The sequence below is a fragment of the Nitratireductor sp. WH36-1 genome (assembly GCF_058725515.1).
Map to the genome: position 1 here is coordinate 433,860 of NZ_CM178970.1, position 25,538 is coordinate 459,397.

25 protein-coding genes are annotated in these 25,538 nt (G+C 62.9%); 12 read left to right on the top strand and 13 right to left on the bottom strand.

Features of this window, described 5'->3' with window-relative positions:
- Positions 1-96: 96 nt before the first annotated feature.
- Both AC4PTT_RS02130 and AC4PTT_RS02135 read right to left on the bottom strand, forming a co-directional pair.
- On the bottom strand, positions 97-891 hold the full coding sequence (locus AC4PTT_RS02130; RefSeq protein ID WP_113153494.1) for an SDR family NAD(P)-dependent oxidoreductase: 795 nt from the start codon (positions 889-891) through the stop codon (positions 97-99).
- A 70-nt stretch (positions 892-961) separates the two neighbouring features.
- Positions 962-2,863: a propionyl-CoA synthetase gene (locus AC4PTT_RS02135; protein WP_492162022.1), complete on the bottom strand. Its 1,902-nt coding sequence runs from the start codon at positions 2,861-2,863 to the stop codon at positions 962-964.
- 152 nt (positions 2,864-3,015) lie between these two features.
- On the opposite strand from AC4PTT_RS02135, the gene AC4PTT_RS02140 reads away from it, so the two are divergent.
- The gene (locus tag AC4PTT_RS02140) at positions 3,016-3,177 is read left to right on the top strand and encodes a hypothetical protein (protein WP_204360853.1); all 162 of its coding nucleotides are present in this window, start codon (positions 3,016-3,018) and stop codon (positions 3,175-3,177) included.
- A gap of 245 nt (positions 3,178-3,422) precedes the next feature.
- Here AC4PTT_RS02140 and AC4PTT_RS02145 read toward each other — a convergent pair whose 3' ends face one another.
- From AC4PTT_RS02145 to tkt, 7 genes are all read right to left on the bottom strand, one after another.
- Positions 3,423-4,445: a class I fructose-bisphosphate aldolase gene (locus tag AC4PTT_RS02145; protein WP_113153493.1), complete on the bottom strand. Its 1,023-nt coding sequence runs from the start codon at positions 4,443-4,445 to the stop codon at positions 3,423-3,425.
- A gap of 167 nt (positions 4,446-4,612) precedes the next feature.
- The gene (locus AC4PTT_RS02150; protein WP_206553247.1) at positions 4,613-5,815 is read right to left on the bottom strand and encodes a phosphoglycerate kinase; all 1,203 of its coding nucleotides are present in this window, start codon (positions 5,813-5,815) and stop codon (positions 4,613-4,615) included.
- A 135-nt stretch (positions 5,816-5,950) separates the two neighbouring features.
- Positions 5,951-7,762: a potassium/proton antiporter gene (locus tag AC4PTT_RS02155; protein ID WP_283800572.1), complete on the bottom strand. Its 1,812-nt coding sequence runs from the start codon at positions 7,760-7,762 to the stop codon at positions 5,951-5,953.
- 138 nt (positions 7,763-7,900) lie between these two features.
- Positions 7,901-8,506 carry a hypothetical protein gene (locus tag AC4PTT_RS02160; protein ID WP_492162023.1) on the bottom strand — a complete coding sequence of 202 codons (606 nt, stop codon included), beginning with the start codon at positions 8,504-8,506 and terminating at the stop codon, positions 7,901-7,903.
- A complete protein-coding gene (locus AC4PTT_RS02165) occupies positions 8,503-9,156 on the bottom strand; it encodes a hypothetical protein (RefSeq protein WP_492162024.1) in 654 nt (217 codons plus the stop codon). Before AC4PTT_RS02165 ends, AC4PTT_RS02160 begins: the two co-directional genes overlap by 4 nt.
- 105 nt (positions 9,157-9,261) lie before the next feature.
- Positions 9,262-10,269: a type I glyceraldehyde-3-phosphate dehydrogenase gene (gap, locus tag AC4PTT_RS02170; RefSeq protein WP_113153490.1), complete on the bottom strand. Its 1,008-nt coding sequence runs from the start codon at positions 10,267-10,269 to the stop codon at positions 9,262-9,264.
- A 136-nt stretch (positions 10,270-10,405) separates the two neighbouring features.
- Complete coding sequence (gene tkt, locus AC4PTT_RS02175) at positions 10,406-12,400, bottom strand: transketolase (protein ID WP_206545667.1); 1,995 nt, start codon at positions 12,398-12,400, stop codon at positions 10,406-10,408.
- Positions 12,401-12,844: 444 nt separating this feature from the next.
- On the opposite strand from tkt, the gene AC4PTT_RS02180 reads away from it, so the two are divergent.
- From AC4PTT_RS02180 to leuC, 9 genes are all read left to right on the top strand, one after another.
- Complete coding sequence (locus AC4PTT_RS02180) at positions 12,845-13,117, top strand: DUF4164 domain-containing protein (protein ID WP_206545668.1); 273 nt, start codon at positions 12,845-12,847, stop codon at positions 13,115-13,117.
- Between the two features lie 9 nt (positions 13,118-13,126).
- On the top strand, positions 13,127-13,489 hold the full coding sequence (locus AC4PTT_RS02185) for a cell division protein ZapA (protein ID WP_206545669.1): 363 nt from the start codon (positions 13,127-13,129) through the stop codon (positions 13,487-13,489).
- Between the two features lie 51 nt (positions 13,490-13,540).
- Positions 13,541-14,158, top strand: a complete 618-nt coding sequence (rimM, locus tag AC4PTT_RS02190) for a ribosome maturation factor RimM (RefSeq protein ID WP_283800571.1) — start codon at positions 13,541-13,543, stop codon at positions 14,156-14,158.
- On the top strand, positions 14,155-14,856 hold the full coding sequence (gene trmD, locus AC4PTT_RS02195) for a tRNA (guanosine(37)-N1)-methyltransferase TrmD (RefSeq protein WP_492162025.1): 702 nt from the start codon (positions 14,155-14,157) through the stop codon (positions 14,854-14,856). The genes rimM and trmD overlap by 4 nt, the downstream gene beginning before the upstream one ends.
- A complete protein-coding gene (locus AC4PTT_RS02200) occupies positions 14,853-15,206 on the top strand; it encodes a DUF4260 domain-containing protein (RefSeq protein ID WP_206545672.1) in 354 nt (117 codons plus the stop codon). The genes trmD and AC4PTT_RS02200 overlap by 4 nt, the downstream gene beginning before the upstream one ends.
- A 212-nt stretch (positions 15,207-15,418) precedes the next feature.
- Complete coding sequence (gene rplS, locus AC4PTT_RS02205) at positions 15,419-15,943, top strand: 50S ribosomal protein L19 (RefSeq protein ID WP_113153484.1); 525 nt, start codon at positions 15,419-15,421, stop codon at positions 15,941-15,943.
- A gap of 173 nt (positions 15,944-16,116) precedes the next feature.
- A complete protein-coding gene (locus AC4PTT_RS02210) occupies positions 16,117-16,923 on the top strand; it encodes a transporter substrate-binding domain-containing protein (RefSeq protein WP_492162026.1) in 807 nt (268 codons plus the stop codon).
- 62 nt (positions 16,924-16,985) lie between these two features.
- Positions 16,986-17,807, top strand: a complete 822-nt coding sequence (locus tag AC4PTT_RS02215; protein WP_113153482.1) for an amino acid ABC transporter permease — start codon at positions 16,986-16,988, stop codon at positions 17,805-17,807.
- Positions 17,808-18,201: 394 nt separating this feature from the next.
- A complete protein-coding gene (leuC, locus tag AC4PTT_RS02220) occupies positions 18,202-19,617 on the top strand; it encodes a 3-isopropylmalate dehydratase large subunit (protein WP_113153480.1) in 1,416 nt (471 codons plus the stop codon).
- A 187-nt stretch (positions 19,618-19,804) separates the two neighbouring features.
- Here leuC and AC4PTT_RS02225 read toward each other — a convergent pair whose 3' ends face one another.
- The 4 genes from AC4PTT_RS02225 to AC4PTT_RS02240 all read right to left on the bottom strand — a co-directional run bounded on the left by AC4PTT_RS02225 (position 19,805) and on the right by AC4PTT_RS02240 (position 24,471).
- Entirely contained in the window at positions 19,805-21,145 is a 1,341-nt protein-coding gene (locus AC4PTT_RS02225; RefSeq protein ID WP_492162027.1) for a cytochrome c, read from the bottom strand.
- Between the two features lie 11 nt (positions 21,146-21,156).
- Positions 21,157-22,926 (bottom strand): GMC family oxidoreductase, encoded by a 1,770-nt coding sequence (locus AC4PTT_RS02230; protein ID WP_113153478.1) that lies wholly within the window; start codon positions 22,924-22,926, stop codon positions 21,157-21,159.
- 2 nt (positions 22,927-22,928) lie between these two features.
- On the bottom strand, positions 22,929-23,630 hold the full coding sequence (locus AC4PTT_RS02235; RefSeq protein ID WP_206548013.1) for a gluconate 2-dehydrogenase subunit 3 family protein: 702 nt from the start codon (positions 23,628-23,630) through the stop codon (positions 22,929-22,931).
- A 223-nt stretch (positions 23,631-23,853) separates the two neighbouring features.
- Positions 23,854-24,471 carry a hypothetical protein gene (locus tag AC4PTT_RS02240; RefSeq protein WP_492162028.1) on the bottom strand — a complete coding sequence of 206 codons (618 nt, stop codon included), beginning with the start codon at positions 24,469-24,471 and terminating at the stop codon, positions 23,854-23,856.
- An 83-nt stretch (positions 24,472-24,554) separates the two neighbouring features.
- Here AC4PTT_RS02240 and AC4PTT_RS02245 point away from each other — a divergent pair, with 83 nt between their 5' ends.
- Together AC4PTT_RS02245 and AC4PTT_RS02250 are read left to right on the top strand one after the other, a co-directional pair.
- Positions 24,555-25,100 carry a DUF2975 domain-containing protein gene (locus AC4PTT_RS02245; protein WP_297563361.1) on the top strand — a complete coding sequence of 182 codons (546 nt, stop codon included), beginning with the start codon at positions 24,555-24,557 and terminating at the stop codon, positions 25,098-25,100.
- Between the two features lie 5 nt (positions 25,101-25,105).
- A complete protein-coding gene (locus AC4PTT_RS02250) occupies positions 25,106-25,324 on the top strand; it encodes a helix-turn-helix domain-containing protein (RefSeq protein ID WP_206553241.1) in 219 nt (72 codons plus the stop codon).
- Positions 25,325-25,538 lie beyond the last annotated feature (214 nt).

Here is a 25,538-nt window from a genome sequence, read left to right on the forward strand (position 1 = left end):
GACACAGCCCTCCTGACAACACACTGTCAGGAGGGCTGTTACGCTGCGCAGAAAAAGGGCAGGGCATCATCGCCGACCGGTGCTGACGCCGTTTTGTCAGGAGATATCCGGCTTCACTTCCACCGTGTAGTTCAGCGGCAGGCGTCCGCCATCGGCGTAGATCGTCTGTCCCGTCACATAGCTTGCATCGTCATCGGCCAGGAAGGTTGCCACCGAGGCGATCTCGCCTGGCTCGCCGGCGCGGCCGAGCGGCGTGCGCGAGAGCATGCGGTTGCGCGCCGCCTGGTCGCTGTTCACCTTGGCCAGCATCTCGGTCATGATCGAGCCCGGCCCGATCGCGTTGACGCGAATGCCATAGGGCGCGAGCGCCAGCGCCATGACGCGGGTGAGCTGGTTCACGCCACCCTTGGAAACCGAATAGGCGATCTGCTCGGGGATCGCGAGAACGGCGTTGATCGACGACATGTTGATGATCGTGCCCGGCGCACCGCCATTCTGCACTTTCTCGACCATGAAGCGGGCCACGGCCTGTCCCGCGAGGAAGGAACCCTTCAGATTGATGTCGAGAACGCGGCTGAAATCCTCTTCGCTCAGGTCGAGAAAGTCCGACGCATGCACGATGCCGGCATTGTTGACGAGAATGTCCACGTCGCCGAAGGCGTCGATGGTTTCCGCCAGCATGTTGTGCACGTCCAGCCGCTTGCTCACATCCGCCTTCACGAAGCGCGCATCGCCCAGTTTTTCCAGATCGGAAAGCGCCTGCGCACCCTTTTCGCCATCGACATCGGCGATCACGACCTTGACGCCGTGGCGCAGAAACCGCTCGGCGATTGCATAGCCAATGCCGCTCGCGCCGCCCGTTACGATTGCTGTCTTGCCGTCCAGTGCCATGTTGAATCCTTATGCCAAAAATCGGCCGGACCCTGCGCCTGGGGCACGGCAAGGTCAAGGGCAGCGCCCGTCACTTCCTGGACTTGTCCAGCGCCTCGCTGATTTCATCGAGGATCGCCGGATCGTCGATAGTGGCCGGCATCGCCCATTCCTGATGGTCGGCGATCTTCTGCATGGTGGCGCGCAGGATCTTGCCCGAGCGTGTCTTGGGCAGCCGCTTCACCGGCACCACCTTCTTGAACGCGGCAACCGGCCCGATGCGCTCGCGCACCATCGCCACCAGCTCGCGTTCCACCGTGCTCATGTCCGCCCCGGCCCTGCCGTGCAGCACCACGAAGCCGCAGGGCACCTGACCCTTGAGCTGGTCGGCAATGCCGATCACCGCGCATTCGGCAACGGCGGGGTGCTCGGCCACCACTTCCTCCATGCCGCCGGTCGAAAGCCGGTGTCCCGCCACATTGATGATGTCGTCCGTGCGCGCCATGATGAAGAGATACCCGTCCTCATCCAGCATGCCGGCGTCCGCCGTCTTGTAGTAACCCGGAAACTCGCTGAGATAGGCCTCGCGAAACCGCTTGTCGTCGTTCCAAAGCGTCGGCAGTGCGCCGGGCGGCAGCGGCAGCTTCACCACCACATTGCCGAGCGTGCCCGCCGGCACGGGGTGTCCCGCATCGTCCAGAACCTGCACGTCATAGCCCGGCATCGGCACGCCGGGTGAGCCATACTTCACCGGCAGCATGCCAAGCCCGACGGGGTCCTGACTGATTGGCGCACCCGTCTCCGTCTGCCACCAGTGATCGATCACGGGAACGCCCAGCGTCTTCTCCGCCCATTTCACCGTGTCGGGGTCGGCCCGTTCACCGGCCAGAAAGAGCGTGCGGAAGCGGGAGAGGTCGTGTCCGGCCATCATCTCCGCATCCGGGTCCGCCGTGCGGATCGCGCGAAACGCCGTCGGCGCGGTAAAGAGTGCCGCCACGCCGTGTTCGGCGATCACCCGCCAGAACACGCCGGCATCGGGCGTGCCCACCGGCTTGCCCTCGAACAGAACCGTCGTGCAACCGTGTAACAGCGGCGCATAGACGATGTAGGAGTGGCCCACCACCCAGCCCACATCCGACGCCGCCCAGAACGTCTCGCCCGGCTCGATGCCGAACTCGTTGAACATCGACCATTTGAGCCGCACCATGTGCCCGCCATTGTCGCGCACAACGCCCTTGGGGCGTCCCGTCGTTCCCGACGTGTAGAGAATGTAGAGCGGATCGGTGGCGAGCACCGGCTCGCACGGCACGGCAAGACCGGCAGCACGCGCCGCCTGCACCATCCGCGCATAGTCATGATCGCGTCCCTGCACCAGGTCGCAGCCCTGTTCCTCGCGCTGCAGGATCAGGCAGTTCTCGGGCTTGGCGGAGGAGAGGCGGATCGCCTCGTCGAGCAGCGGCTTGTAGGGCACGATGCGGCCGGGCTCCAGCCCGCACGAGGCCGAGATGATCGCGCGCGGAGCCGCATCATCGATGCGCGCGGCAAGCTCGCGGGCCGCGAACCCGCCGAACACGACCGAATGAACGGCCCCGATGCGCGCGCAGGCCAGCATGGCGAACACCGCTTCCGGCACCATGGGCATGTAGATGACCACGCGGTCGCCCTTGCCGACGCCGAAATCCTTCAGCACGGCGGCCAGCGCCGTTACCTCGTCCTTCAGCTCGCCATAGGTGAAGCTCTTCTTGCGGCCGCTGATCGGGCTGTCATAGACGAGGGCGGGCTGGTCCTTTCGCCCGCCCTCGACATGCCGGTCCACCGCATTGAAACACGTGTTGCAGGTCGCGCCGGGGAACCAGCGCCCGTAAACGCCGGACTCCGCGTCGAAAACCCTGTCCCAGGGGCTGTACCAGTCGATTTCGGCGGCAGCCTCCGCCCAGAAACGCTCCGGATCCTGCTGCCAGCTCCGGTAAACCTCGTGATAGCGCGACATCACCCCGCCTCCTCCCTGCGGTTTGAGCCTGATCTCGCCCGACGATAGCGGATCGTTGCCGGAAAGGTAAATCAGACTTGCGGTGAAGGCGATGGTTTTGACAGGTGGGGGCGGCAACGGGCACAAGGGGCGATGGTTTCCCGAATCGGACCGTCATGACCAAGATCCTGCTCCTGCTCATTCTGGCGATGATGATCGTGCACATCATCCGGCCGCTCGGTCTTCCGGGCCTGAAGCGCCGCGCCGACTTCTGGAAGCTCGCCCTGATCGCGCTTGGCGCGGTCTCGCTCACCATCCTTCTGCGCGGGGGCGAGTAGGGCGCAGGTGATTCCCGTGAAACACTGAACTGCTCTGGAGCATTTTGCAGTCAGGTGGAATCACCTGACGTCCGCATAAATGCGGCGAAACAGGCATATGGAGCAGAGCAGCGTTTCCATGAAACACTGAACTGCTCTGAGCAGCAGCCCTGCACCACCCCAAGCACCCACCCCAACACCCAAAAGAAAACGGCCCGCCGACAGTCGCCGACGGGCCGTTCCAATGCTTTCTCGATGCCTGCTGATCAGGCGGCTTCGAGGCCAGGCTCCCACTTGCCGGTGGCGGCGAGGCTGTTCATCTTCGCGCGGTGGCCGAAGGCCTGCTGCGCGGCAGCAACGTTTTCCTTCTTGCCGCCCCATGCCTTCAGGCCGGCGGCCTGCAGCGCACGGCCATAGGAGAAGGTCAGCGCCCACGGCATGTCGAAGCCGGCATTCATGAGCGAGAGATGCGCCGTCGCTTCTTCGTCCGACTGGCCGCCGGAGAGGAAGGCGATGCCCGGCACGGCGGCCGGAACGGTCGACTTCAGGCAGCGCACGGTCTTCTCGGCCACTTCTTCGCGGCTCGCCTTGCGGGCGTTCTTGCCGTCGATGACCATGTTCGGCTTCAGCACCATGCCCTCAAGCGAAACGCGCGCGTCGTAGAGCTCGTCGAAGACGGTCTTCAGAACCCACTCGGTCACTTCGTAGCAGCGGTCGATGGAGTGATCGCCCGGCTTGCCGTCCATCAGCACTTCCGGCTCGACGATCGGCACAATGCCGGCTTCCTGGCAGAGCGCTGCATAGCGCGCGAGCGCCTGTGCGTTCTGCTTCACCGCGCCCCAGCGCGGCAGGTCGTTGGAGATCGAGATCACGCCGCGCCATTTGGCGAAGCGCGCGCCAAGGCCGTAATACTCGTTGAGGCGGTCACGCAGGCCGTCGAGGCCCTCGGTGATGGTTTCACCTTCAAAGCCGGCCAGCGGCTTCGCGCCGCCATCGACCTTGATGCCCGGCACTGCGCCGGAGGCCTTGATGAGATCGACCAGCGGCGTGCCGTCGGCTGCCTTCTGGCGGATCGTCTCGTCGTAGAGGATGACGCCGGAGATGCAGTTCTTCATCGCATCGTCGGCGCGGAACATCATCTCGCGATAGTCGCGACGGTTCTCTTCCGTCGACTCGAGGCCGATCGTGTCGAAGCGCTTCTTGATGGTGCCGGAGCTTTCGTCCGCCGCCAGAATCCCCTGTCCCGGGGTCACCATGGCGGCTGCAATATCCTCAAGCCGTTCGCTCATTTCAGGTCTCCTGTCTGTTCATACCCGGGCGCATAGCAGATGCGCCCGGCAAACGGAATGCGCCCTCTCAATCCCTAATCGATTGAAATGACAGACTATTCACACTTTGCTTAACGCAGGGGTGAAAAGTGGCTCCTGACCTGTGAAACGAAGCGAATTCAATCGATCTAAGCGGATTTCGAAAGCGCAACGACGCCGGGCAGCGCCTTGCCTTCCATCCATTCCAGAAACGCACCGCCAGCGGTCGAGACGTAGGAGAATGCGTCTGCCACACCGGCATGGTTGAGCGCTGCCACCGTGTCGCCGCCACCGGCCACCGAGACGAGCAGTCCTTCGCCGGTGCGGTGTGCTGCGTGCTTTGCAGCGGCAACGGTTGCCGCATCGAACGGCTCGATCTCGAATGCGCCCAGCGGGCCGTTCCAGACCACCGTGTCGGCGCGGTCCAGCCACTCATTGACCTTCTCGACGCTCTTCGGGCCCACATCGAGGATCATGGCGTCCGCCGGAACGTTGTCGATGGCCACCACTTCGCTTTCAGCGCCGGCCTTGAACTCGCGCGCCACCACGGCGTCCACCGGCAGGATCAGCGCGCAGCCGGCTTCCGCGGCCTCGATCATGATCTGCTTGGCCGTTTTCGCCAGGTCGTGTTCGCACAGCGATTTGCCCACTTCCGTGCCGCGCGCGGCGAGGAATGTGTTGGCCATGCCGCCGCCGATCACCAGCGCGTCCACCTTCTTCACCAGGTTCATCAGGAGGTCGATCTTGGTGGAAACCTTCGCACCGCCGACAATGGCCAGCACCGGCCGCGCCGGCTGGCCAAGGCCCTTCTCAAGCGCTTCGAGCTCTGCCTGCATGGTGCGGCCCGCATAGGCCGGCAGCAGGTGGGCGAGGCCCTCGGTCGAGGCATGGGCGCGGTGTGCAGCCGAAAAGGCGTCGTTCACATAGATGTCGCCATTCTCGGCCAGTGCCCGGGCGAATTCGGCATCGTTCTGTTCTTCGCCGGCATGAAAGCGCGTGTTCTCCAGAAGCAGAATGTCGCCATTGGCCATCTCGGCAATGGCCTCAGCCGCCGGTGCGCCAATGCAGTCCTTGGCGAAATGAACGCGGTGGTCGAGCACGCTCTCCACGGCATAGGCGATGGGCTCCAGCGAGGCAGCCGGATCGGCCTTGCCCTTCGGGCGGCCGAAATGCGCCATCAGGATGACCTTCGCGCCCTTGCCAGACAGTTCCGTGATGGTCGGCATCACGCGTTCGATGCGGGTGGTGTCGCTGACCTTGCCGTCCTTCACCGGAACGTTCAGATCGACGCGCACCAGCACGCGCTTGCCTGCAATGTCGTTGAGGTCGTCAAGGGTCTTGAAGTCCGGCATGGCGCGTCGCTGTCTCCTGTGTGGGTTCTGAAACGGTGCATCATGTCGCAACCGCCGGAACCGCTGGTGGAACGGTGGTATAAATTCGCTGGCGACCATACAGCGCCGCGCGCCGGGCGCAAGATGGCGCAGTGATTATGAGCCGGCGTCGGGGCGGGGCTTCCTGCGGAAAATCCGGCGCATCAGGTCGCGCGGGCTGAGCAGAAGCGGCACGCGCACCTCGGGGGCCTGCGGCTCCACCGAAAGTCCGGCGGCGATGACGCGCCCGTCCTCGTCCACATCGCGCACGATCAATTCGATCTCGCCAAGCGTTGCGCGGTCGCCATATTCAGCGCGCCCGCCAAGCCGCTCGCGCATCAGTTCGGCAATGGTCTTCTTCTGCTCGTCCTCGCTCAGCCCCGGCGCATAAGCCGCCTCGATGTCCGAGGCCGGGCGTGCGGGATCGACCGAGAACGCGCCGAAGAAGTCCGCATCCTCCGGGTCCATTTCCACAGGGCTTGCGAACAGCCGGTCGAGCAGGCGGGGATAGCGGTCCGGCACGAAGATGTAGACATGGTCTCCGGCGGAAAGGCGCCCCGCATACTGATAGGTCATGGAGCGCCCGTCGCGCACCACGAGCGAGGGCTTGGCCCACCGTGGAATGCGCTGGCCGCGCTCCACCGGGCTTCCCGCCACCACGCGATAGGCCAGAAGCTCGTGGCGGGCGGAGCCGGGCAGTTCCAGCTCCACCTTGTTCAGCGGCCCCATGCGCGGCGGCAACGTCAGTCCCAGCCGGCGCGCCAGCGGTCCCACCGTCCAGCCCTGCACGATCAGCGACACCAGCACGATGATGAAGACGATGTTGAACAGCGCCCGTCCGTTCGGCAGCTCATCGATCAGCGGCGTGATCGCCAGCAGGATCGACACGGCCCCGCGCAGGCCCACCCACGAGACGAAGGCGCTCTCGGCGGGCGAGAACCGGAACGGCGCAAGGCACAGTGTCACGGCCAGCGGCCGGGCGACGAAGATCAGGAACAGGCCGATAAACAGCGCCGGCAAAATGATGTCGGCGAATTGCGACGGCGTGGCGAACAGGCCGAGCACGAGAAACATGATGATCTGCGCCAGCCAGGTCACGCCGTCCTGAAAGCGCTTCAGCATGGCGGTCGAGCGCAGTTTCGCATTGCCGGCGATCAGACCCGCCACATACACGGCGAGGAAGCCCGATCCGCCCATCGCGCCGGCCAGCGCAAACACCAGAAGCGAGAGCGCCAGCACGAAAATCGGCAGCAGCCCCTGTTCCAGCTTGAGCTTCACCACCAGCCGCACGATGCTCCAGCCGCCAACAAGCCCGGCCATCAGGCCGATGCCCATCTGTTGCAGAAAGCCGATGGCCACATCGGCGGCCAGCGTGTCCGCCTGCATCGCCTCGCCGCTGGCGATCAGCCCGACAAGCGATAGCGTGAGGAAGATGGCGATCGGGTCGTTCGAGCCGGACTCCACTTCCAGCGTGGAGCGCACCCGCTCGCGCACGGAGATGTTGCCCACCCGCAGCAGAAAGAACACTGCCGCTGCGTCTGTCGAGGCCACGGTCGCGCCGAGCAGGAGGGATTCCAGCCAGCCGAAGCCGGTCACGTAGTAGGCGGCGACGCCGACCAGCCCGGCCGTCATCAAGACGCCGATTGTCGCCAGCACGAGCGCAGGGGCGGCGGCCTGTCGGAAGGCGGCCACCGATGTGCCGAAGCCCGAATCGAACAGGATCACCGCCAGTGCCAGCGAGCCGATGAAATAGGCGACGGCTGCATTGTCGAAATCGAGGCCCAGCCCGTCCGTTCCGGCGGCCAGACCAATACCGAGAAAGATGAGAAGCAGCGGTGCGCCGAAGCGAAAGGCGATCAGGCTCGAGAACGCGGCAAAGAGCACAAGCGCCGTGCCCACCAGCGTTATGACGTAAATGCCCTGATCCATCCGCCTCTCTTCATCCACTTCGTCGCAAGTTGCTGTTCTTTTTCATAAAGGATGCGGCGGAAGTGAGATGCAAGGGCATGGACAAAAGAAAAACGCCCGGCGCGATGGCCGGGCGATGAAAACAGTGTGATCCGTTCCTCAGAAAAGGTTGATCACCGCAGGTATCCTGCCAAAGGTGTCCCGCGCGTCCACGCGGACAAAGCCTACCAGGGCGTTGTCTTCGGAAAGCTGAAACTCGCCAACCACGCGATCATAGGTGAGCTCTGCTTTGTCGCCACGCAGGAAGAGAGAATAACGGGCGTCGCAACGGCTGTCGTGATAGGCGCTGACGCAGCCATCTTTCTGGGACCTGAAGTTGATCGGCAGGGACCAGAGACCGGCGTGCTTCTTGATGAATTTCCGGTCCTCATCGGTCACGTTTCCGCTTGCGACCAGCTCGATGTCGAGGCGGGTTTTCTGCATCAGCGCGGTCAGTACGATCTGCTCGCGCACCAGCTGGTCTTTCGCGGTCTTCAGTCCCTCCCGAACGGCATAGGCGCGCACCGTCGGGTTGTCAGAGCAGGAAAGCTCCTCAAAGGCGAAGAGGCGATCCAGAGGGTCGGCCCCCGCTTCGCTAAGCTTGTCTCGAAATTCCTTCATTTCACTGGTCGCAAGCGACTTGTAACTCTCGCATGCCTGCGCGCTCAGCAGACCGCCCAAAAGTGAAAACAGGGCGAGTGCGGTTTTGATGACAAGGCGGTTCATGTTGCATCTCCCTCAGCAACGGAAATGATCAAACGTGTAAGATTGCTGCGCTCTTCAGCGCTGCCGATGGCGATGGTGCAACCCTCCCAAAGCATAACCGGCGTTTGTAACGGAATGGTCTTCTCGAACCCGCGAAATCCGCGTCCGGGCACAGAGCGGTCCGTGCTGGTGAGGAGCACGCTGGCGACGCCGTCCTTGGAGGTCAGCTCGGCCCTGAAGCCGCTATGGCTGCAAAGATCGAAATTCTGTCCTTCGAACACGCCGAACACATGTTCTCCGGCTGGCAGGGCAATGGTTTCCAGCGGCTCAGGAGCGGCTGGTGCAGGCGCTTTGGGCTGCGGCGGGGCTGCAACATTTATCTGCGAATCTGGCGCTGCCTGCGGTGACAGGGCCTCGAATGTTTTTGGGGCATGGGGCTCCGGTTTTTCCGGCGGCGGCGTCTGCCGTTCGGCATCGCCGGGGGCGTCTGGCTGAACACTGAGCTCCTGGAGCGTTCTGTTCAGATTTTCGAGAAGCTCGGCGTTCTTGCCGAGAACCTCGGTCTGCTGGCGGTTTATTTCCTGCTGCGCCGATGCGCTGTCGTCATCAAGCCACTTGTCCAGCAAAACCGGCCCGAACGCATACACGATCGAGCCGAGCACTGCGGCCATCGCTGACCAGTTCAGCCATCGCCTTTGCATAACCGCCCCTCCGCCTTGCCTTGCCCCTCGGGAAGCTCAGCATGGGGGCGGTTATGGTTCAACTGATTTTGTCGATCAGATGGTCTTTCCGAACGCAACGGCCGTGTCGGCCATGCGGTTGGAGAAACCCCATTCATTGTCGTACCAGGACATGACGCGAACCAGGTCGCCGTCGATCACCTTCGTCTGGTCGAGCGCGAAGGTGGACGAGGCCGGGTTGTGGTTCAGGTCGATGGAGACCAGCGGCTCGTTGGTGTAGGCGAGAATGCCCTTCAGCTGGCCGTCGGCAGCCGCCACGAGCGCGTTGTTGATCTCTTCGACGGTGACCTTCTTGCTCGGCACGAACTTGAAGTCGATGACCGAGACATTCGGGGTCGGCACGCGCACGGAGACGCCGTCCAGCTTGCCATTGAGCTCCGGCAGGACGAGGCCAACGGCCTTGGCCGCGCCGGTCGAGGTCGGGATCATGGACATGGCTGCCGCGCGGGCGCGGTAGAGGTCCTTGTGCATGGTGTCGAGGGTCGGCTGGTCGCCCGTATAGGCGTGGATCGTCGTCATGAAGCCCTTCTCGATGCCGAAGGCGTCGTTCAGGACCTTGGCCACCGGAGCCAGGCAGTTGGTGGTGCAGGAAGCGTTGGAGACGATCAGGTGCTCGCTGGAGAGCTTGTCATGGTTGACGCCGTAAACGACCGTCAGGTCCGCGCCGGAGGCCGGAGCCGAAACCAGAACGCGCTTTGCGCCGGCCTGCAGGTGCAGCGAAGCCTTCTCCTTGGAGGTGAAGATGCCGGTGCACTCCATCACGATGTCAACGCCCAGCTCGCCCCACGGCAGCTTGGACGGGTCGCGCTCGGCGAACACCTTGAAGGAGTCGGAGCCGATGCTGATCGTGTCGCCGTCGACCTTCACCTCGGAAGGGAAGCGGCCATGCACGCTGTCATAGCGCAGCAGGTGAGCGTTGGTCTCGACGGGGCCGAGATCGTTGATCGCGACAATGTCGATGTCCTTGCGGCCCGACTCGTAGATCGCGCGTACGATATTGCGGCCGATGCGGCCAAATCCGTTGATGGCTACTTTGACGGTCATGAACTTCCTCCGGCAGGTGGGTGGCCGTGCGCTGGCACGGAAAGAGACGCCGCTTCATAGCGGCGCAAGAGGCAAGAATCCAGATGGCGGGGCAGGCATTCGCCCGCCCCGAACCCTGATAAGGCCGCTATCGGCCTCAACCGAGCTCTGCGAGCCGCTTCTGCGCGGCGCTGGCAGCGGCCTCGGCGGTGATGCCGAAGTGCTTGTAGAGCTCCGGTGCGGGCGCGCTTGCGCCAAAGCCGGTCATGCCGATGAACACGCCGTCGGAACCGATGATCGCATCCCAGCCCTGGCGAATGCCGGCCTCGATGGCGATCTTCACCGGCGCATTGCCGGTCACGGCCTTGCGGTAGTCTTCGCTCTGCTGCTCGAACAGCTCGAAGCACGGCACCGAGACGACGCGGGCCGGGAGGCCAGCGGCATCCAGAAGCGCCTTGGCGTCCATGGCGATTTCCACTTCCGAGCCGGTGGCGAACAGCGTCACCTTGGCGTCGTCTTCCGAACCGGCCAGCTCGTATGCGCCGCGGGCGCTCAGATTGTCCGCTTCGTGGCTGGTGCGCACGGGCGTCAGGTTCTGGCGCGACAGGGCGAGCGTCGAAGGCGTCTTGCGGCTTTCAACGGCCACCTGCCAGCACTCGGCGGTCTCCACCGCATCGGCCGGACGGAACACGAAATGGTTCGGGATCGCGCGCAGCGCGGCCAGATGCTCCACCGGCTGGTGGGTCGGGCCGTCTTCGCCAAGGCCGATGGAATCATGCGTCATCACGAAGATGGAGCGGATCTGCATCAGCGAGGCCAGACGCATGGCCGGACGGGCATAGTCCGAGAACGTCATGAACGTGCCGCCATAGGGAATGATGCCGCCATGCAGCGTCATGCCGTTCATGGCCGCGGCCATTGCATGCTCGCGGATTCCGTAATGCACGTAGCGGCCGGAGAAGTCGTCGGCGCTGATTGGGCCGGTCTGGCTCGTCTTGGTGTTGTTGGAGCCGGTCAGGTCGGCCGAGCCGCCAATGGTTTCCGGCAGCACGGCGTTGATTGCTTCCAGCGCCATTTCGGAGGCCTTGCGGCTTGCCACTTTCGGCGGCTCGGCTGCAAGCTTCTCCTTGTACTCGACCATGGCCGCGTCAAAGTTCTCCGGCAGGTCGCCACGCATGCGGCGCTCAAACTCGCCGCGCGTCTCGGCGTCGGCTGCAGCAAGGCGGTCTTCCCAGGCCTTGCGGTCCTTTGCCGAATGCAGGCCGGCCAGACGCCAGTCGTCGAGAATGTCGGAGGGGATCGTGAAGGGCTCTGCGTCCCAGCCAAGCGCCTTGCGCGCGCCGGCGATCTCTTCCGCACCCAGCGGCGCGCCGTGAACCTTCGCGGTGCCCGATTTGGTCGGAGCGCCGAAACCGATGGTCGTGCGGCAGGCGATCAGGGTCGGCTTGTCGGAGGCCTTCGCGGCTTCGATCGAGGCAGCAATCGCTTCCGGGTCATGGCCGTCGCAGCGGATCGTGTTCCAGCCGGAAGCCTCGAAACGGGCGCACTGGTCGGTGGAATCGGTCAGCGAGATCTCGCCGTCGATGGAGATGTTGTTGTCGTCGAACAGCACGATCAGCTTGTTGAGCTTCAGGTGGCCCGCCAGCGTCAGTGCCTCCTGGCTGATGCCTTCCATCAGGCAGCCGTCGCCGGCCAGCGCATAGGTGTAGTGGTCGACCAGATCGTTGCCGAAGCGGGCGTTCAGAACGCGCTCGGCAATCGCCATGCCGACGGAGTTTGCAAAACCCTGGCCGAGCGGGCCGGTCGTCGTCTCGATGCCGGCTGCGTGGCCGAATTCCGGGTGGCCGGCCGTGCGCGAGCCGAGCTGGCGGAAATTCTTGATCTCATCGATCGTGATGTCTTCGTAGCCCAGCAGGTAGAGCAGCGAATAGAGCAGCATCGATCCATGACCGGCCGAAAGAACGAACCGGTCGCGGTCGGCCCAGTTCGGGTTTTTCGGGTCATGCTTCATGAAGCGGGTGAAAAGCACAGTGGCGATATCGGCTGCGCCCATGGGCAGTCCGGGATGGCCCGATTTGGCTTTCTCTACCGCATCCATGGAAAGGAAGCGGATCGCATTGGCCATCCGGTCGTGTTTGTCGCGTGAGATCATGATTGCTCGCTGGTCCGCATAAGGCAGTTATCGGGGCGCTGCCTGGGCAGCGCTGACCCCTTGGAAAAAGCAGGCGACACATAGCATTTGCGGCCTTGAAGTCAACAAAGGGGCCGTTTTCACCAGATTGTCTGCCGCTGGGGGAGGAGCGTTATGTATCAACCTTGTTACACCAATTTGGGGGATTAGCCGACGTGTTTTGTTGACGGGGGCTTCACCCGGCGCCTAATCTTTTGGGCGTAACTGTATAGTAACGCCAGCGATTCGCGTTCACCGTCCCGGCAGACAGCCAGTGGCGTTTGCGTGGGGGAGGCGGGCGCATCGCGCAGTTTGGCGAGAGAGAGTAAGCAAGATTGCCTGTGTCAAAACATTTTCGGACAATCCGTGCCGGCGTCGCATATGCGGCGGGCGCCTTCCGGAAATGCAGGACTGGGGTTGGCGGCCATGAGTGGTGACAACACGCTCAAGGAGGTGATCGGTCGGCTGGACAAGGCCATGTCCTCGCTTGAGGATGCGGTTGACGCCCGGCTGGAGCGGGATCGGGAATTTGTCGATTCCGATGCCGAAGTGCAGCGCATGAATGCCGATCGCGCGCGACTGGCCCAGGAAATAGACAAGTCCGAAGCGCGGGCCCAGCGGCTCGAAGAGGTGAACCGCGAGGTTTCGCGGCGTTTGGTCACGGCCATGGAAACGATCCGTGCCGTGCTGGATCGGTAGGGCGAAGCGATGGCACAGGTTACGGTCACCATTGACGGCAAGTCCTATCGCATGGCCTGCGATGAGGGGCAGGAAGATCATCTCGTCAATCTCGCGCAGCGTTTCGACCGCTACATCACGCATCTGAAAGACGCGTTCGGTGAGATCGGCGACCACCGTCTTGCGGTCATGGCCGGCATCATGGTCATGGACGAGCTGGTGGAACTGCAAAAGAAGACGCGCGGCATGGAGGGCGAGATCAATACGCTCCGCAAGACGCGCGACGAGGCGGTCAGCCAGGCTGACCGGAACGATTCCGCCGTCACCGGCATGCTGGGCGATCTTGCCACACGCATGGAAACTCTCGCCGACAAGCTTGCCGGCAAGCCGTAAAACGACGCATAAGCCTGTTTTCCCCGATTTGGGCAATGGCAAGTCAGGCACATGAAGAAACCAAGCAAGAACGATACCCGCGTCCAGCTCGCCGTCATCGGCGCCCCGCAGGGCCTGCGCGGCGAAGTGCGGGTGAAGACATTCACCGGCGATCCCCTGGCCATTGGCGATTACGGCCCGCTCTCCACCGGGGATGGCCGCACCCTGACTGTTCTGAATGTGCGCCCCGCCAAGAATGTGGTGGTGGCCCGCTTCGCCGAGGTGGGCGACCGCACCGCCGCCGAGGCGTTGAACGGCACGGCTCTCTTTGTCGAGCGGGCCGCACTGCCCGCCGATCTTGAGGAAGACGAGTTTTATCATGCCGACCTGATCGGCCTTTCCGTCATCGACGGCGAGGGCGAGCGCGTCGGCAGGGTTCAGGCGCTGCATGATTTCGGCGGCGGCGACATCATGGAAGTCGCGCTGGCCGTGGGCGGAATGGCAATGGTTCCCTTCACGCAGGCTGCCGTGCCGCAGGTGCGTGTCTCCGAGGGGCTCGTCGAGATCGACCGCGTCGCTGCCGGCCTTGTCGATGATGAGGATGCCGACGATCTGGACGATGCCGATGGTCTTGACGATGCGGGCGGGCCAGACAATCCAGACATGCCGGGCGATGGGGATGCGCCGTGAGCTTTCGCGCAACGATCCTCACTCTCTATCCCGAAATGTTTCCCGGTTCGCTCGACCTCTCGCTCGCCGGCAGGGCGCGCGAGGCCGGTCGCTGGTCTCTGGAAACGGTCCAGATCCGCGATTACGCCACGAGCAAGCACCGCAATGTCGATGACACGCCGGCTGGCGGCGGTGCAGGCATGGTCATGCGCGCCGATGTTCTGGCGCGCGCCATCGATGACGCCGCGCCGGCCGATGATCCGCGTCCCCGCCTTTTGATGAGCCCGCGTGGCCGTCCGCTCGACCAGCAGCGCGTGCGTGAGCTGGCGGCCGGTCCGGGCGCGGTCATTCTGTGCGGCCGTTTCGAGGGCGTTGACCAGCGTCTGATCGAGGCGCGCGGTCTCGAAGAGGTTTCCATCGGCGATTACGTGCTCTCCGGCGGCGAGCCGGCAGCGCTGGTTCTGCTCGATGCAGTGATCCGGCTTCTGCCCGGCGTCATGGGCAATGATGCGTCCGGCGAAGAAGAGAGCTTCGAGGGTGGTCTTCTGGAGCACCCGCAATACACGCGCCCGCAGCTCTTCGAGGATCGTCCGATCCCGGAGATCCTGTTGTCGGGCAATCATGCGAAAATCGCCGCCTGGCGGCGCGAAGAGGCCGAAAGGCTGACGCGCGAGCGCCGTCCCGATCTCTGGGCGGCTTATAAGGACGGCGGAAAGTGAAACGCCTTCTGCGGCTCGAGGGCGCATCTCTGGCGGTTCTCGCCCTTATTCTCTATCAGCTTTCCGGCGGCAACTGGTGGCTGTTCGCCATGCTTCTGTTTGCGCCGGATCTCGCCATGCTGGGCTATCTCGCAGGGCCGCGCGTCGGCGCATGGTGCTACAATCTCGTCCATGCCTGGCCTGCTCCGGTTTTCGTCTATCTCGTCGGACTGGTGCTGGACGCGCCGCTCGCCACGCATCTGGCGCTCATTCTCGCCGCCCATATCGGCGCAGACCGCGCGCTTGGCTACGGGCTGAAACATGAGAGCGGGTTTCGTGATACGCATCTGGGGCGCATCGGTTCGGACTGAGATTTCGGGCGCGGCAGCCGTCGTTCCATATTGATTCTCCCCGCAATGTCGTGTATGCGCACCCAACGTAACGGCTCCGGCCGGTTTGGATCTAACCAAAGAACACGTGAATTCGCTCCTGTTCCTCCTTTGGGAGGGCACTCTTCAGGCGGTGCACAACTGCCATTGGGATGAGCGCTCTGACGGTTCGAGAAGAACAAGAGGACAGTGAGATGGACATTATCCGTCAGCTTGAGGCCGAGCAGGCCGAGAAAATCGAAGCTCAGCGCAAGATTCCCGAATTCCAGCCCGGCGACACGGTTCGCGTTCTGGTTCGCATCACCGAAGGCACCCGCACCCGCGTGCAGGCCTATGAAGGTGTCTGCATTGCCCGCTCCGGCGCCGGCATCCACGAGAACTTCACCGTTCGCAAGATTTCCTACGGCGAAGGCGTCGAGCGCGTGTTCCCGATCTACTCCCCGCTCGTCGAGGGCGTAGAGGTGGTCCGCCGCGGTAAGGTTCGCCGCGCGAAGCTCTACTACCTGCGCGACCGTCGCGGTAAGTCCGCACGCATCACCGAGAACACCAGCGTCCGCGCCCGTCGTCTCAACGATTCCGTGCGTCAGGCTGCTGCCGAAGAAAAGGCGCGCATCGAAGCTGAGAAGCGCGCTGCCGCTGAGGCTCTGGCCGCCGAGAAGGCAGCTGAAGAAGCCGCCAAGGCGCAGGAAGCTGCTGCTGCAGAGAACAACGCCGAGTAGTCTCTCCGGCATTGGGTTTTTAAGAAAGGCGCACTTCGGTGCGCCTTTTTTGTTTTGATTGGTTTCCTTTACGGCGCTTGCCGCCATTCTGGCTCTTTTACTGGGAAACACTCTGCTTTAAGGAAAAGACCATCACCCGGCCGAGCATCGGTCCGCCACAGGGAGATTGGTCCATGACGTTGCGTACGTCCCTTCAGGCTGCGTCCTTCGCGGCTGCCGCTTTCATGTTTTCCGGTTTTGCCGTCGCTGCCGATACGCTGCCCGACCTTGAGGGTCGTGAAGTCGTGGTGGTCACGGAGAATGCCTACCCGCCGCTTCAGTTCATCGACCCCAAGTCGGGCGAGCAGATCGGCTGGGAATACGATGCGATGAACGAGATCGCCAAGCGTCTCAACTTCTCGCTCTCCTACCAGAACACGAGCTGGGACGCGATGATCCAGTCGGTTGCCGACCGTCAGTACGACATCGGCATGACCGGCATCACCATTCGTGACGACCGCAAGGAAAAGGTGGATTTCTCCGCCCCCTATCTGCGCTCCGAAATGTTCATGCTGGTGCGCAGCGACGAAGACAACTTCTCCGACGCTGAAAGCTTCGCGGCCTATGAAGACGGTCTGGTGGGCGCGCAGCCCGGCACCTCGCCCTTCTACACCGCCGTCTATGAAGTGCTCGACGGCAACGAAGCCAATCCGCGCATCAAGCTTTTCGAGACCTTTGGCGCGTCCGTTCAGGCGCTGCGCTCCGGCGATGTCGACATGGTGCTGACCGACAGCACCGGCGGCCAGGGCTATGTCGATGCCTCCGATGGCGCTCTCCAGCTCTTCAACGAGGCCCTCGGCTCCGAGGATTTCGGCTTCATCTTCGCCAAGGGCTCCGATCTGGTCGAACCCGTCAACGCAGCGATCGCCGCCATGAAGGCCGACGGCACGCTCGACGCCCTCAACAAGAAATGGTTCCTTGAATACAAGATGGGTGAATAGGACGTGGTTGCCCCGCGTCCTGCCGGCCTGACCGGCCGCCCGTCGAGGAAACTCTAGAGCCCATGGCGGTGTCCGGTTCCAGACCCGCCGCCAAACGCGATTTCCCCTGGTGGCTTGTTGCCGCCGGGGTCATCGCCGTCGGCGTCGCAATCCTCATTGCCACCAGCGAACTCTACGCGCAGGTCTTCTCCATCGTTTCCAAGGGCATCGGCATCACCGTTTTCGTCACGGTGGTGGGCTTTGCGCTGGCCACGGCCGTCGGCCTTGGCATGGCGCTGATGAGCCTGTCCGGATCTCTGGTGCTGCGCCAGATCGCCCGTTTCTACGTGGAGATCATTCGCGGCGTCCCCGTTCTGGTGCTCCTGTTCTGGATCGCCTTTGCCGGTGTTCCGATCATCGTGACCGGCTGGAATGCGGTCACCGCGCCCTTGCAGGAGGCGGGCGTTCTCGGCGAGTTACGGGTGCGCGACATTTCGCTTCTGTGGCGTGCCATCATCGCGCTCACCATCGGTTATTCGGCCTTCATCGCCGAGGTTTTCCGCGCCGGCATCCAGTCGGTTGACGAAGGCCAGATCGAAGCCGCCAAGGCGCTCGGTCTGTCGCGCTTCCAGCGCTTCCGCCTCATTGTCCTTCCGCAGGCGATCCGCACCATCCTGCCGCCGCTCGGCAATGATTTCGTGGCGATGGTCAAGGACTCCTCGCTGGTCTCCGTGCTCGGCGTCGCCGACATTACCCAGATGGGCAAGATCTACGCTTCAGGCTCGTTTCGCTTCTTCGAAACCTACTCGATTGTCGCCTATATCTATCTCATCCTGACCATCGGCCTGTCGCTGGCCCTGCGCGGGCTGGAACAGCGCCTGCGCAAGAATCAGGCAAAGCGTTAGGGTCCTGACCCTGGAGACCACCGCAACCGGGGCTGGCTGTCGCGCCCATGCCCCGGTAGCGGAATTCCTGCCCTCATGCGCGCACGTGGCAGACATTTGCCTTCTGCCGAAGACGCCCGGCACGGATAGATTGCCGAGCCCGGGAAAGGCTGGTATTAGCCCTCTCATGGAAGCACTTTTTGGAAATCCGGCCTACAAGGGCTTTGTTCTGCAGGACGTCAAGCGCCTGCCGGGCCGCTTCTTTGCGCGGGTTTCCGGCTCGCTTCTGAGCCGACTGCCTTAGGCGGACACGCCAACCGGCTCGGCCTTCCCGTCCGCAACGCGCCGCGGGAACGCAACGAGACAAGAGATTAGCCGGCCAGCCTTCCATTTCGCTCCGCTAGGGATGAACAAAATGACCAAAGCACGCACGCTCTACGACAAGATTTTCGACGACCACCTGGTTGATCAGCAGGACGACGGCACCTGCCTGCTCTACATCGACCGCCACCTCGTGCACGAGGTGACGAGCCCGCAGGCCTTCGAGGGCCTCCGCATGGCCAGCCGCGATGTGCGCCATCCGGAAAAGACGCTCGCCGTCGTCGACCACAACGTGCCCACCTCGCCCGACCGCAAGTTCGGCATCAAGAATGAGGAAAGCCGCATCCAGGTTGATGCGCTGGCAAAGAACGCCGCCGATTTCGGCATCGAATATTACGACGCCAATGACGAGCGTCAGGGCATCGTCCACATCGTCGGGCCGGAGCAGGGCTTCACTCTGCCGGGCATGACCATCGTTTGCGGCGACAGCCACACCTCCACCCATGGCGCGTTCGGCGCTCTGGCGCACGGCATCGGAACCTCCGAGGTCGAGCACGTTCTGGCCACGCAGACGCTCATCCAGCGTCGCGCCAAGAACATGCTGATCCAGGTCGATGGCGCGCTGCCCGCCGGTGTCACCGCCAAGGACATCATCCTTGCCATCATCGGCGAGATCGGCACCGCCGGCGGCACCGGCCACGTCATGGAATATGCCGGCGAGGCAATCCGCGCGCTTTCCATGGAAGGCCGCATGACCGTCTGCAACATGTCGATCGAAGGCGGCGCACGCGCCGGCCTCATCGCGCCGGACGAGACCACCTACGCCTACATCAAGGACCGCCCGCGCGCGCCGAAGGGCGATGCATGGGAGAAGGCGCTTGCCTACTGGGATTCGCTGCGCACCGATGAGGGCGCGGAGTATGACCGCATCGTTCGTCTCGATGCCGCCAACCTGCCGCCCATCGTCACCTGGGGTTCCTCGCCCGAGGATGTCATCTCCGTCACCGGCGTCGTGCCGAACCCGGACGACATCGCCGAAGAGACCAAGCGTATCTCCAAGAAGCGCGCGCTTGAGTATATGGGTCTGACGCCGGGCACGAAGATCACCGACATCGCCGTCGACCGCGTCTTCATCGGCTCCTGCACCAATGGCCGCATCGAGGATCTGCGCGAAGCCGCGAAGGTCGCCGAGGGCCAGAAGGTCAAGGACAGCGTCAACGCCATGATCGTGCCGGGCTCCGGCCTCGTGAAGGCGCAGGCCGAGGCCGAAGGTCTCGACAAGATCTTCAAGGCTGCCGGCTTTGACTGGCGTGAGCCGGGCTGCTCCATGTGCCTTGCCATGAATGACGACCGCCTGAAGCCGGGCGAGCGCTGCGCTTCCACCTCGAACCGCAACTTCGAGGGCCGTCAGGGCTTCAAGGGCCGCACGCATCTCGTGTCGCCGTCCATGGCCGCCGCTGCCGCCATCGCCGGTCACTTCGTCGACATCCGCGAGTGGCCGAAGGGCTGATCCGCGCACCGCATCGCGCACCAATAAAAAAGGCCGGTCCCAGCGACCGGCCTTTTCTTTTGCTGTCTTGAAACGATGAACCGCTCTAGAGCGTTTCCGCTTTTCGCTGAGTCTTGAAAACGCTCTAATTCATTGTTTTCGTGCAATTCCGGACGGAAAACCGGTTCCCACTTTTCCTGGAATTGCTCTAGTGCGTCGACTGCGCCGCGCGAACCTTGGCCACGTCCTCCGCCGAGATGGCGGCTGCGTCATTGCCCCAGGAGGAGCGCAGGAAGTTGACGAGTTCGGCAACCTCCGCGTCGTCCAGACGCTCTGCATAGCCCTGCATCACGAGCTTCATTGGCCGCTTCTCGGTCGAGGGAACCTCTGCGCCATTCAGAATGACGGAGATCAGCGGGCCAACCTCGGCGCTCACCACCATCGGGTTGTTCTCGAGCTCCGGGAAGATCTCCGGCGCGCCCTTGCCGGTCACGAAGTGACAGCCCGAGCAATTGTCGAGATAGAGGCGCGGTCCGAGCGGCATGTCGGGGCTGGCTTCCGTCAGCATGGCTGCGGTTTCTTCACCTGCCGCATCCGCTTCCGGCTGCGGCATCGCCTTCATCACGCCGGCCACCTCGGTGGTCTCCGCATCCTTGCCCTTAAGGAAGGCGGCGATGGCGAGATTGTCCGCGTCGGTCAGATGCTGGAGCGAATGCTCCACCACCAGCGCCATTTCGCCATTGGCGGCAGAATGCGCGTTGCGGCCGGTGGCCAGATAGTTTGCCGTCTCTTCAACGCTCCAGCCCGCAATGGTCGAATTGGGACCATAAAGCGCCGGCGCTTCCCAGCCGTCGATCACGCCACCGGCGAGAAACGTCTTCTGGCTCGCCGTCACACCGTCCTGCATCATCAGCTCGTTGCGCGGGCTGTGGCAGGCGGCGCAATGGCCCGCACCCTCCACCAGATACTGCCCGCGATCCTGCATCTCCGATGCGCCCAGCGGCTTGAACCCGGCCTCATGCGAGAGCGCCATCCAGTTCCAGGCGCGCAGGCCCCAGCGCTGGTTGAACGGGAAGGCGAGTTGCGTCGCCTGCACCCGGTTCTCCACCGGCTCCACACCGTTCATGAGATAGTCGTACAGCGCGCGGATGTCCGCCTCGCTCATGAAGCGGAAGTTCTCATACGGCATGGCCGGATAGAGATGCGTGCCGTCCGGCATCAGGCCGTCGACCATGGCCGCGCGGAAATCGTCAAGCGACCAGCCGCCGATACCGGTCTTCGGATCGGGCGTGATGTTGGTGGACCAGATCGTGCCCATGGGGCTTTCGATGGGGCGGCCGCCGGCCAGCGGTTCGCCGCCTTCCGCCGTGTGGCAGGCCACGCAGTCGCCCGCATACATCACATACTGGCCCTGGCCCTCTTCCGGCTGCCAGTCGGCCGTCAGGTTCTGGGTGGGGGCGGAGCGTTTCACCGGAACGAACACGAATGCCAGAAGGGCGATGACGCCCACCACAACGAGCCCGGCGAGGATTCTGAGAAAGGTTTTCATCTGTATGCTCCTCAGACCAGCGGACGCGGATTGGGCAGATACTGGGTGCGGATCGCCTGAACCGTCCAATAGGCCAGGCCGCCGAGCAGGCCCGTCGGGTTGTACTGCGTGTTCTGCACGAAATTGCCTGCGCCCATGACGAAGACATTGTGCTTGTCCCAGGCTTGGCAGTAGCGGTTGACGACACCTTCCTGCGGGGTTTCCGACATGATGTGGCCGCCGGTGTTGTGCGTCGTCTGGTAGGGGCGCACGTCATAATGCGCGCCCGGTCCCTTGAAGCCGACCTGCATGATGTCCGGGTTCATGGATTTGGCGAGCGGCTCCATTTTGCTCTTCATGAACTGGTTCATGCGCAGATCATTGTCGTGCCAGTCGAAGGTCATGCGCATCAGCGGACGGCCATGACGGTCCGTATAGTTCGGATCGAGGTCGAGATAGTTGTTCGCATAGGCAAGGTTCGAGCCGTGCGAGCCGATCGACATGGCGTGGCCGTACCAGCGCCCGATGCCCTCTTTCCAGCCTGCGCCCCATGCGGGCGTGCCCTTGGGCAGCGGCATGTTGCGGATCGGCTGGCCGTTGAACGTGCCCGAGCGCCAGTAAGCGCCGCCAATGAAGCCTTCTTCGCCGAAATCGATCTGGTTGATCGCGAAATCGTCGATGCAGGTGCCGTTGGCGCCATGCCCGACGAACGGGTTGAAATTGTCGTCCTCGAAGAACATCGAGATGCCGCCATTCATCTGGTAGGCATAGTTCTTGCCGGTAACGCCCTTGCCCGTGGCCGGGTCATAGGGTTCGCCGATGCCGGAGACGAGCATCAGGTGCACATTGTTCAGCTGATAGCTCGACAGGATCACCAGATCCGCCGGCTGGAACACCTCTTCCTGCGCTTCCTCATCGAAATAGGTCACGCCCGTCGCCGTCTTGCCGTCTTCGGCCATTTCCACCCGCAGCACTTCGCAATGGGTGCGGTAGGAGAAGTTCGGCTTGCGCTTCAGCGCATCGAGGATCGTCGTCTGCGGCGAGGATTTCGAATACTGGTAACAGCCATAGCGCTCGCAGAAGCCGCAGAAATTGCACGGCCCCATCTGCATGCCATAGGGGTTCACATAGGCGGTGGAGGCGATGCCCGCCGGCGCAGGGAAGGGATGGTAGCCCGACGCGATACAGGCATCGTGGAACTTCTGGCTGTCCCATGTGCGCGGCAGCGGCGGCATCGGGAAGTCCTCGGAGCGCCAGCCCTCAAACGGGTTGCCGCCTTCGCGGATCTCGCCGTTGAGATTGCCCGCATAGCCGGAAATGCCCGCCACTTTCTCGAACTGCGTGAAATACGGCTCGAGTTCGTCATAGCTCACCGGGTAGTCGCCGATGGTCATGTCTTCGGCAATGATATCCTCGCCCCAGTTTTCGATGACGTAGGATTTCAGCTTCAGCTCTTCCGGCATCGGACGCCAGTTGAGGCCGTTCCAGTGGGTGCCTGCGCCGCCAACGCCATTGCCCGGCAGGAAGGAGCCGAGCTTGCGGTAGGGGCGGGCGGTCTCGTCTTCATTGCGACGCACCGTCACCGTCTGCTGGCTCAGCTTCTGCATCATTTTCAGACGCACGCCGTATTTCAGCTCATCAATCTGGTTGGGATACTTGAAGTTCGGCACGGTCGACTGGTCCGGGCCGCGCTCCAGCGCGACGATCTCAAGGCCGTCCTGCGCCAGCTCGATGCCGGCAATGGCGCCGGTCCAGCCCAGGCCGACGATGACGACGTCTTTCTTCTTTTCCTGACGCGCCATGATCAAGCCCTCTCGCCGCTGATGGAAACCGGTCCGAGCGGATATCTGATGTTGTGGCGCTCGGGCCATTCGCGGAATGCGGCGCGCGCGCCGGGAAAGCCGATATAGACCCACGACTGCATGCCGTGATTGCCGCCATACATCGGGTCGGCGAAATAGCCTTCCTTCGTGTTGGCAAGCAGAATGGAGAAGAAGTCGCGCACCTCCGGCTGCAGTTCCACATCGCCGTTCTGCAGCGCAGTCAGCGCCTCGTCCTGCTGGCTGGCTTCAAGCCCGGCGAAGACGTCGCCATGGGTTTTTGAGCACCAGGCGTCGAAGGCTGGAATGGCCTGACGGTAGACTTCGGCAGGCGTCAGCGGCGTCTGCCAGCCCAGTTGAGGCGAAGCGGACGCATCGTGCGGGCCTTCCATGTACCAGTCTTCGGCGCTGCCATAGTCGCCTGCGAGCTGGCGGTCGATGAACACGGGAACGCGCGCCTCGATCGCGCCGGGACCGTCGCCTTCGGACGGGATGAGCCGCGCGGTCGCGGCCATCACGAACGCCCATTCGGCGTCGTTCAGAAATTCACGCTTGTAGTCTTCGAGGGAAACCGGGGCTTCGGCCTTCTCGGCGCTTGCACTGGTCGCGAGCGCGGAAAGGGCCACGCCAGCTGCAGAGCCTTTGAGAAAGCTTCTGCGGCTGGGCAGACCGGGAATGTCAGTCATGGGAAGGTGTCCTGCCAGCGGGTTGAACATCAATCTGCCTGGGAAAGGCAGCATGTTCCTCTCCTAGGACGAGCCCGCTCGACAAACAACTTCAATTTATTGCTCCAGAAAACATAACGCGACGTAATGTTTTTTCATTCAGTGAATTGTATCGATTTAAACTTCGCTTTTTAAATCCTTGGTTGTAGGAATAATTTTATTCTTCAGAGGATTGTTTTGTTTTTTATTTCGATAATTTTATTTCGCAGGAGGGGATTCGAATCGTTGACGATTTTTTATTTCCCAGAACTTCTGTGATTTTCATCTCTCCCGTCAGCGGAAAGAAGCGCCCGCCTGCCTGTGTGCGCATATAGCTGCGCACCGTTGTTTCCTTCAGGTCCAGCGGGCTGCTTGTGCAGCCGCCATTGATCGAGACGCTGATCGAGCCCTTGCCTTCCGTTGCATCTTCGGCCCGCGCCGCGCGGGCTCTGGCCTGTGCAGCCCTGAAGCGCTGCCGGTCTTCTGCCGCGATGGCGGCGGAGAGGACATGCTCATTGGGCTTCAACGCCTGACCGAAGCCCGCAGGCTCCTTGTCTTCGATCACCGTCAGCACGAAGCGTTCATCGAAAGCCCTGTTCTTGTCCTCGCTCGCGAGCGCCATGCGCACCATCACGTCTCCCTGCCTCAGATGAAGCGTCCTGTCCGTTTTGACCGCCACGGCGATGCCTGCCGGGTCGGCGCTGAGCGGATCGAACTTTGACAGTTCGTAAAGCGTACGGGGATTGCCCGAAACACAGGCGGAAAGCGCGGCAGCGCAGAAGATGCCGGCAAGGCTTGTCACGGTGCGTTTGCGAAAAAACATCGGTATGGCCCTTTTCATGAGAAACGAATCGAGATAATTAATTATCGTAATACATTAATTAATTCAATCAAACGGAGATTGGTATGCAAGACGTGACGCGCCTGCGGCGGCTCAGCCGGCTGATGCAGGGCATTGTTCTGGTGTGCGGGGCTTTGATCGCCCTTGCGGTGGCGGTGTTCTTCTTCGCGTCGCTGAACGACGCAGTGTTCTTTGAGGAACAGGTGCGGGAGAAGCTCGACCTGTCAGGCCCGCTTGTGTTCACCTCGTCTGCGGTTGCCATCACCGCAGCGCTGATTGCCATCCAGCTTGGTCTTCTGTTTGCCGCGCTCTATAGCGTCTGGCGCATGTTCGGTGCGTTTTCTGCCGAAGAGCCCCTTTCGGGCGAATCCGCGCACTGGATGGGGCGCGCCAGCACGGCCTTTGTCGCCTTGGCCGCCGGCGGCATTCTCCTGCGCATGCTGATGATCCTGGCGCTCACCATGGGCAATCCGCCCGGAGAAAAGATGCTGACACTTGGTTTCGGCAGTTCGGAGCTGCTGACGCTTCTCATTGCCTGCATCATGTACATGACGGGCCGGCTCATGGCCGTTGCGGCCGATGTCCGCGCCGAACAGCGCGACTTCGTGTGATCGCCATGCCGATAGTCGTCAATCTGGATGTCATGCTGGCGCGCCGCAAGATGCGCTCCAAGGAACTCGCCGAGATGATCGGCATTACGGAGCAGAATGTGTCCCTGCTCAAGTCCGGCAAGGTGCGCGGTGTGCGCTTCGAGACGCTGGAAAAAATCTGTCAGGCGCTCGATTGTCAGCCGGGCGACCTGCTCGAATATCAGCCTGCGCCCGAGGAAGGCTGAGAAGACAGGCTTTAGACCGTGCAGCGGGCGTGACCTCCGGGTTCACGCCCGTTTCTGTTGAAGGGGGCTCTATCGAGGCACCGCCTTCAACGCCCCCTTCTCCCCGCGAGCGGGGAGAAGGTGAGGATGAGGGGCGAGCGCCAGGTTCTGTGAATGCACAATACGGCGAGGTTCTCATGCGCCGCGCCAGCCCCTCATCCCCCCTTGCCGGCCC